Genomic DNA, 7,501 nt, shown 5'->3' on the forward strand with positions numbered 1-7,501 from the left:
GTGGCCAATTACCTAATTTTCAGGGAAAAAGTGCCTAAATTTCCCCCCGATCACTCCCAGATCCAGTACTTTTTGATTGACAAAAGGTCTAAAAGTCTTACCCAACAAGGTTTTTAGATTTATTCAGCCAGCCCTAATTAGTGTTAGGGCTTCCTGAACAAATAATACAGGGCAATCTGGACATAGATTTCGCCGTTTTTGCCGTTAACGGAGGCAGGGGGCAGCAGGCCGTTTTTGTAACGGGGATTTATGCCCCGCTCCACCAACTTTTCGCCTTAAGGCGAGGTTTTAGACCCGATTTTTCCGATAACTTTTATAGCTTTTTATCTATGGATAAAATAATTTATAGCGTTTCCTGTTTGCAAGAGGTACATTATCGATGTTGAAAAGCTTAATCAGCAAAGGTTTAGCTGTGCCACACAGGTGTGAGAACCGCTATAGATCAATTTAACTCTAGGTTAGATGTGGTATAGACTAAGATTAGTAATTTATACTCAGATAGTTATGAGACAATCCGATCGAGAAATAATAATTTTAGCGGCTGTGGCATCCCTCTTAGGGGTGGTGGCGGAAGTGGCAATCGCTTTTTAGATAAAAAAAACTGATTTATGAGGTTAAAGTCCGGCACAATTGACAATCAATGCCGAGGAAAGATATCGATAAAATGCTTGTAACGGTGGCAGCAATTGCGATCGCCTCGATGAGCGAAATTAAAGCATGAATATTAGTGTAACCGGTCAGGTAAAAAGAATCGAAATAGGCACGGGAACTTGGGCATTAATTGCTGATAACGGTCAAACCTACGAATTAATGGAACCGCCTGCCGAATTAACTCAAAAAAAGGCAAAAGTGACAGTTATGGGTGAAATTCGCTCAGATGTGATGACTCTGGCCATGATCGGGCCAGTTTTACAAGTGACCTCCTTTCAATCCCTGCCATGAAGCCGCAAAATACTGCTTAAAAATGGGCAAAAACTACTTTTTAAGCCCGTAATCTCGAAAAATTCCCGTAATTATCCCTCACATATCCCAGAAAGAAAAATTGTCAAGAAGACCCTAAAGGTTGATTTTTTCGAGAATAATCTCGAAATTTTGAATAATAATACTACAATAGACAGCAACTTTGTCTTAGGAACATCGGAATCACCTAAACCGATCTATCGGATTGGTTTAACTCGTAGTTACCTAAGTTGGCGTGAGGAGAGGACTGAATGAATTTGCGCGATAATGCTTTAACGATTCTGCAAGAAACGAGTCGAACTTTTTATATTCCCATAAGTCGTTTACCGGATCGCCTGCTCGAGGCAGTAGCCTCAGCTTATCTCTGTATGAGGGCGATCGATGAAGTAGAAGACCATCCCGACCTAGATAACTTCAGTAAATCGCAGATATTAAGACAAATTAGCCTGAACTTACAAGCAGGTACTGAAAATTCCACCAAAGAGGACTTTGCTTTTGGCTTAGTCCATCGGGAGATTTTGCCGGAAGTAACCCTGAGAATTGGCGAATGGGCCCTGTTAGCACCGGATTCGATCGCCCCGCGGGTCTGGGATGCCACGGCGGCCATGGCCGATCGCATGGCCTACTGGGCTGGGAATAACTGGGATATTCGCACAGAAATAGAATTAGATCAATATACCTTTAGTGTGGCCGGTGCCGTGGGTTTATTGCTGTCTGACCTCTGGAATTGGTACGACGGCACTCAAACTAATCGCAGTTATGCCATCGGTTTTGGTCGGGGTTTACAAGCGGTTAATATTGCCCGCAACCATGGCGAGGATCTGCGCCGGGGGGTAAGTTTTCTGCCCCAGGGTTGGACAATTAGTGATATTCATAATTATGCCCGTCGTAATCTGAAATTAGCCGATTATTACACTCAATCGCTGCCTAATGGGCCGGCACTTGATTTTTGTAAGATTCCCCTCGCTTTAGCCCATGGCACTCTCGAAGTCCTAGCTTTAGGTAAGGAAAAACTCAGCCGCAGCGATGTCATCGCTTTGGTACAACAAATTACCCGTTAGAGGAAATCACAATTAGGGTTGGCTGAATAAATCTAAAAACCTTGTTGGGTAAGACTTTTAGACTTTTTGTCAATCAAAAAGTACCGGACTGGGAGTGATCAGGGGGAAAATTCCTGGACTTTTTCCCTGAAAATTAGGTAGTTGACCACCTGAAAATCGGTAAAACCCTACACCCCACACCCCACACCCCACACCCTGCCCCCAAGAAAAACTTTTTGCCGCAAACCCCAATTAAAATTGCCCACGATCGCTCTTCCAAAGTCAGGAATCACAAGCGTGGGCAACAAACCGGTGGCGTTCAGTAACTTAGAACAAACCGAGAGTTAAAGATATATCGATGGGGAAAGTGGCACCAATACCTAACCAGATCGTGACCACAGTACCAAATAGGAAGATAGCGGTAGCGACGGGACGACGGAAAGGATTTTGGAATTTATTGACGCTTTCAATAAAGGGAACTAACATCAAGCCTAGGGGAACGCCGGCCATGCAAGCGATACCTAAGAGTTTGTTAGGAAGAATACGGAGAATTTGGAAAACGGGATAAAGATACCACTCTGGCAGAATTTCTAGGGGAGTAGCGAAAGGATCGGCAGGTTCACCGATCATGGTGGGATCCATAATCGCTAAACCGGTGCAGAGTCCGATCGTACCAAAGATAACCACCGGGAAGACATAGAGCAGATCGTTAGGCCAAGCGGGTTCACCGTAGTAGTTGTGACCCATCCCTTTAGCCAACTTAGCGCGCAGAGCGGGATCGCTGAGATCGGGCTTTTTTAATGTGGACATGGATAATGTCTCCTAAAAATGATTTCGGATCGACAGAGATATTTTTCTGAATTATAGAGGCCCAGAAATGCCTTGTTTACGGATCATCAAGAAATGTAGCAACATGAAGACCGCGATCGACCAGGGTAGTACAAAGGTATGTAAGCTGTAGAAACGGGTTAAAGTTGCTTGACCGACGCTTTCGCTACCGCGCATCAGGGTGACGAGTTGATCACCGACGACGGGAATAGCAGCAGGTACACCGGAAACGATTTTAACCGCCCAGTAACCCACCTGATCCCAGGGTAAGGAGTAACCGGTGACACCGAAGCTAACGGTGATCACGGCCAGGACAACCCCAGTTACCCAGGTTAATTCCCGAGGTTTTTTGAAGCCACCGGTCAGATAGACGCGGAAAACGTGCAGGATCATCATTAACACCATCATACTGGCAGACCAGCGATGGATAGAACGAATTAACCAACCAAAGTTAACTTCGTTCATGATGTACTGTACGGAGGAGAGGGCCTCTGCTACAGTGGGTTTGTAGTAGAAGGTCATGGCGAAACCAGTGGCAAACTGGATCACGAAGCACACAAGGGTGATACCACCCAGACAGTAGAAGATATTAACGTGGGGGGGAACGTATTTGGTGCTGATATCATCAGCGATCCCTTGAATTTCTAAGCGTTCCTCAAACCATTGATAGGCTTTGGAATCCGTTACTTGTTTGGTAAACATCGCGTAACCAGTAAGAAAAATGAAAGATTTAAGGTGTGACCTTTAAAAAATGTAACACAGTTTTCAGGGCTAATTCTCGCTCTTGTCAGGTTTCTCCACCGGTGGGGATCAATTGGCGATCGCTAGACCTGAAAAACGTAACTTCCTAAAATTTCCCTTAAAATGTCTCCTAGACTACAAAAAATCAGGGCAATTGTCCGACACTGGGAATAGGTAAGGTATGAAATGAGGTCAGCGTGCTATTAAATACCTACGATCCCGAAGGCTTCTACGACGAACTATTCTTAGATGATGGTCAACCTCGTCCCCACTCGTCCCCTTTAATCAAATGGTTGCAGAATCTGCCACCCCGAGAACTTCAACAACACCGGGAAACCGCTCAGTCGGCCCTGTTTGAATTGGGGGTGACTTTCAATGTCTATAGCGACAATCAAGGGGTGGAAAAAATCTTTCCTTTTGATATTATTCCCCGAATTGTCTCGGCTGAGGACTGGGATTATTTAGAAAGAGGCCTGAAACAACGCATCAAAGCTCTCAATCTTTTTCTCTCCGATATCTACAATGACCAGTTAATCATTAAAGATGGTATTATTCCCCCCGAATTAATCGCCTCGGCGACGGGATTTCTGAAACCCTGTGTGGGACTGAAACCCGCCGGAGGTATCTGGTGTCACATCACGGGAACCGATTTAGTCCGCGATAAAGATGGTCAATGGTACGTTTTAGAGGATAATTTGCGGGTTCCTTCCGGTATTTCCTATGTCCTCGAAAATCGTCGGGTAATGAAAAGCACTTTCCCCGATATTTTCCAGACAATGAATGTTAAACCGGTGGATGATTATCCTTCCCACCTGTTGGAAACTCTCCTCAATTTAGCCCCACCCCAATTACCTAATCCCACCGTGGTGGTTTTAACCCCCGGAACCTATAATTCTGCCTACTTTGAACATTCTTTTATTGCCCAACAAATGGGGGTAGAATTAGTGGAAGGGCGTGATTTAGTCGTCTTTGATGGTTATCTACAAATGAAAACCACCAAGGGATTAAGACGGGTAGATGTGGTATATCGTCGCCTCGATGATGACTTTTTAGATCCGGCGGTTTTTCGTCCCGATTCGATGTTAGGTGTACCCGGATTATTAAAAGTTTTCCAGGAAGGTCGCGTCGCTTTAGCTAATGCCCCGGGTACGGGAGTCGCCGATGATAAGGTTATTTATGCTTTTGTCCCCGATATGATTCGTTATTATCTGGGAGAAGAAGCGATTTTAAATAACGTTCCTACCTATCTTTGTTGGCGAGAAAAGGACTTAGATTATGTCTTAAATAATCTCGATAAATTAGTTGTGAAAGCCGCTAATGAGTCGGGAGGTTATGGGATGTTAGTTGGTTCTCAAGCTACCCCCGAACAAAGGGCAGAATTCGCCCCACGCATTGCTGCTAATCCCCGCAATTATATCGCTCAACCGGTGTTAAGTCTTTCTAGGGTTCCCACTTTAATTGACACGGAAGTTGAAGGTCGTCATGTGGATTTACGTCCCTATATTCTCCATCGTGGCGATGAAATTTATGTGCATCCTGGGGGGTTAACTCGCGTGGCTTTGAAAAAGGGTTCTTTAGTGGTTAATTCTTCTCAAGGTGGTGGCAGTAAAGACACTTGGGTTTTAACCAAGTAATCAAGACAATAATCAAAATTTTGCTGGGTTACGGCCAAAATTAAATCATGAGTCGAGTGCATAAATTATTTTCGCCCAATCCACCCTAACCTTTTCACTTTTTCCTGGTTAATTATGCTTAGTAGAGTTGCCGATTCAATTTATTGGTTAAATCGCTATATTGAACGGGCAGAAAATGTCGCCCGGTTTATGGATGTTAACCTTAATTTAATGTTAGATGTACCTACCAGTGTTTTGCAACAGTGGGAACCTTTGGTTTTAACCACGGGAGATTTAGAACAATTCAAGAAACGTTACGGCACAGCCACCGCAGAAAATGTGATCAATTTCTTGACATTTGACACGGAATATAGTAGTTCAATTATCTCTTGTTTGCGCTGGGCGCGAGAAAATGCTCGGTCAGTTCGCGAGATTATTTCTTCGGAAATGTGGGAACAGGTTAATGGTTTTTTCTTGATGGTAAAAGATGCTTCCTCTTACCATCCTCAAACTACTTTACCGAACTTTTTTACCCAAGTTAAATTGGCTAGTCACCGTTTTGCGGGGGTGATGGATGCAACGATGACTCATAATGAAGGTTGGCATTTTGGCGTTATGGGAAGATTACAGGAACGCGCCGATAAAACCGCCAGAATTCTTGATGTTAAATACTATTATCTCTTACCTTCCGCTCAATGGGTAGGAACTTCTCTAGACCAAATTCAATGGATTGCTTTACTGCGGTCGGTGAGTGCCTACGAAATGTATCGTAAATGTCAACGACGGATTACTCCTAGTGACGTGGCCGAATTTTTAATTCTTAATCGAGAATTTCCTCGTTCAATTCACTTTTGTCTGCGGGAATTAGACCACTGTTTGCATCAAGTTACAGGGACTCCTGTAGGAACTTGGGGGAATTCGGTAGAAAGAAGTTTAGGGCGACTTTGTGCGGAAATGAGCTATCTAACTATCGAGGATATTATTGAAATGGGATTGCATGAATTCCTCGACCATATTCAAAAAAGAGTTAATGATGTGGGAATAAAAATGACAGAAACTTTCTTTGTTTTTAATCCTGAACTTGCCTCACCTCTGCCAGTAAATAACTTTCAATATCAATCCCAATTAACAACTTAATGCGTTATCACATTCGGCATCAAACTAACTATTTCTATAATCAACCCGTGATTTTATCACCCCATCTGCTGCGCTTGCGACCAAAATCCGATGGTGGGCAAACTTTGCGAGAGTTCACACTCAAAATTAACCCAGAACCTTTAACGATAACTAATATTATCGACCTCGATGGCAATTCTTGTTTACAAATTTGGTTTAATCAACCGACAGAAGAATTATTGATTGATGTGGTGAGTGAAGTGGAAACCCATGGGGTTAATCCTTTTCAGTATTTGTTAGAACCTTGGGCGACCTGTTTACCCTTTGATTATCCCATTTCCCTCCACAGCCAATTACAACCCTACAGACAATTTTATGGGTTAAATAATGACCCTGATATGGCAGCATTAGCCCAAGAAGTTATGCAGGAAACCGAGGGACAGGTGCTATCTTTCCTGTTTAATCTTAATGACAAAATTTACCGAAATTGTCAGCAAATTATTCGTCTTACCGGGGAACCCTATCTACCCGGAAACACTTGGAAAAATAAGCAGGGTTCCTGTCGCGATTTGGTGGTTTTATTTATGGATGTGTGTCGCTGTGTGGGATTAGCTTCCCGTTTTGTCAGTGGCTATCAAGAAGGAGATTTAGACCAAGGAGAAAGACATTTACACGCTTGGGTAGAGGTGTACTTGCCGGGGGGCGGCTGGAAAGGTTATGATCCTAGCCATGGATTAGCGGTGAGTGACCGTCATATAAGCCTCGTTTCTAGTCCAATTCCCCGTTATTGCGCGCCGGTAGAGGGAAATGCTCGACCGGTTAATCTCGGTCATCAAGTGATAGAATCTCAGCTATCATCGACAATTTCCATCGATTTGTTATCTTGAGGATGATTCTTTATGGCTAAAGGATTTGGCACAGCAACAAAAGGACATTTAGGCTATGTTTTATCTTGAATGTCGGGGTGAAGACCCTCGCTTTTAGCGACGGGATGAAACCCCGACCAGTATAAAACAGCGAAGCACGACATTTCGACAGGCTCAATGTAAAAGCTCAATGTTCACTAAAATCTTGACAATCCGATGCTCTACAGGTTAACTTAAAATAAGTTGTTTGAGGTCGATAAACAATGATTGTCTTAGAAATGAAAGCCGTGGTTAAACCAAGTCAGTGTTCTGCCATTGATGAAGCTATTCGTACAGT

Annotated in this window: 8 protein-coding genes and 1 pseudogene; 7 read left to right on the forward strand and 2 right to left on the reverse strand. The window is 43.6% G+C overall.

The window, feature by feature from the left end:
* Positions 1 to 462: 462 nt before the first annotated feature.
* The 3 genes from O9295_RS16045 (at position 463) to O9295_RS16055 (ending at position 2,021) form a co-directional block, all read left to right on the forward strand.
* Positions 463 to 591, forward strand: a complete 129-nt coding sequence (locus tag O9295_RS16045; protein WP_288033817.1) for a hypothetical protein — start codon at positions 463 to 465, stop codon at positions 589 to 591.
* 126 nt (positions 592 to 717) lie between these two features.
* Positions 718 to 942 (forward strand): hypothetical protein, encoded by a 225-nt coding sequence (locus O9295_RS16050; protein ID WP_288033819.1) that lies wholly within the window; start codon positions 718 to 720, stop codon positions 940 to 942.
* 269 nt (positions 943 to 1,211) lie between these two features.
* On the forward strand, positions 1,212 to 2,021 hold the full coding sequence (locus O9295_RS16055; protein WP_002798124.1) for a squalene/phytoene synthase family protein: 810 nt from the start codon (positions 1,212 to 1,214) through the stop codon (positions 2,019 to 2,021).
* A 306-nt stretch (positions 2,022 to 2,327) separates the two neighbouring features.
* Here the strand turns inward: O9295_RS16055 and petD are convergent, their stop codons facing one another.
* Together petD and petB are read right to left on the reverse strand one after the other, a co-directional pair.
* Entirely contained in the window at positions 2,328 to 2,810 is a 483-nt protein-coding gene (gene petD / locus O9295_RS16060; protein WP_002738373.1) for a cytochrome b6-f complex subunit IV, read from the reverse strand.
* A 51-nt stretch (positions 2,811 to 2,861) separates the two neighbouring features.
* The gene (gene petB / locus O9295_RS16065) at positions 2,862 to 3,530 is read right to left on the reverse strand and encodes a cytochrome b6 (protein ID WP_002738970.1); all 669 of its coding nucleotides are present in this window, start codon (positions 3,528 to 3,530) and stop codon (positions 2,862 to 2,864) included.
* Between the two features lie 236 nt (positions 3,531 to 3,766).
* Between petB and O9295_RS16070 the strand changes: the two genes are divergently transcribed.
* From O9295_RS16070 to O9295_RS16085, 4 genes and pseudogenes are all read left to right on the forward strand, one after another.
* Positions 3,767 to 5,203, forward strand: a complete 1,437-nt coding sequence (locus O9295_RS16070; RefSeq protein WP_288033821.1) for a circularly permuted type 2 ATP-grasp protein — start codon at positions 3,767 to 3,769, stop codon at positions 5,201 to 5,203.
* 114 nt (positions 5,204 to 5,317) lie between these two features.
* Complete coding sequence (locus O9295_RS16075) at positions 5,318 to 6,319, forward strand: alpha-E domain-containing protein (protein ID WP_079208838.1); 1,002 nt, start codon at positions 5,318 to 5,320, stop codon at positions 6,317 to 6,319.
* Complete coding sequence (locus O9295_RS16080; protein WP_147070272.1) at positions 6,319 to 7,185, forward strand: transglutaminase family protein; 867 nt, start codon at positions 6,319 to 6,321, stop codon at positions 7,183 to 7,185. Before O9295_RS16075 ends, O9295_RS16080 begins: the two co-directional genes overlap by 1 nt.
* 242 nt (positions 7,186 to 7,427) lie before the next feature.
* Positions 7,428 to 7,501: pseudogene (locus O9295_RS16085) on the forward strand (transposase); the annotation flags it as partial.

It is taken from the genome of Microcystis sp. LE18-22.4A, from assembly GCF_027531105.1.
Taxonomy (GTDB): Bacteria; Cyanobacteriota; Cyanobacteriia; order Cyanobacteriales; family Microcystaceae; genus Microcystis; species Microcystis aeruginosa.